The 559-nt window shown below is 49.4% G+C and carries 1 protein-coding gene and 1 pseudogene; both read left to right on the top strand.

Features of this window, described 5'->3' with window-relative positions:
- A partial coding sequence (locus R7093_RS27225; RefSeq protein ID WP_318147276.1) for a thioredoxin fold domain-containing protein occupies positions 1-132 on the top strand: 132 nt, incomplete at its 5' end.
- 45 nt (positions 133-177) lie between these two features.
- Positions 178-559, top strand: a pseudogene (locus R7093_RS27220) (single-stranded-DNA-specific exonuclease RecJ); the annotation flags it as partial.

Genomic DNA, 559 nt, shown 5'->3' with positions numbered 1-559 from the left:
ATTCAAGCGCACTACAACGTTGGTCGTCAGTTAGGTATTTCAGGTACGCCTGCTATCTTCCTTCCAAACGGTGAGATGGTTGGTGGGTACTTACCGCCAGCTGAACTACTGAAACGTTTAGAGCAACTGTAATCCTTTAAGGAGCAGAGCCGACGCAATAGTCGGCTCTTTTCAAGCATGATAGAAATTCAACGACGTCCCGAACCGGATCTTTCCCTTCTCCCAGACTCCATTCCTCCGATCTTAAAACGCATTTACATCAATCGCGGTATTACTGACATCGCGCAGCTAGAAACCTCTGCTCGTGGATTGCATTCGTACCAAAAGCTTGGCGGCATTGAGCAGGCGGTTGAGTTGTTGTTCCAAGCGATTCAAGAGCAAAAACGCATCATCGTGGTGGGTGACTTTGACGCAGATGGCGCAACGAGTTCTGCTCTTTCTGTATTGGCATTGCGTATGCTTGGCAGCAATAACGTCGATTACTTGGTGCCGAACCGCTTTGAAGATGGCTACGGTTTGAGCCCAGAGGGGGTCGATCAAGCATTGGAACTTGGCGCAG

Source organism: Vibrio sp. 1580 (assembly GCF_033340055.1).
Note: the sequence above shows the minus strand (reverse complement) of the source record. Positions and strands in the feature narration are given on the sequence as shown.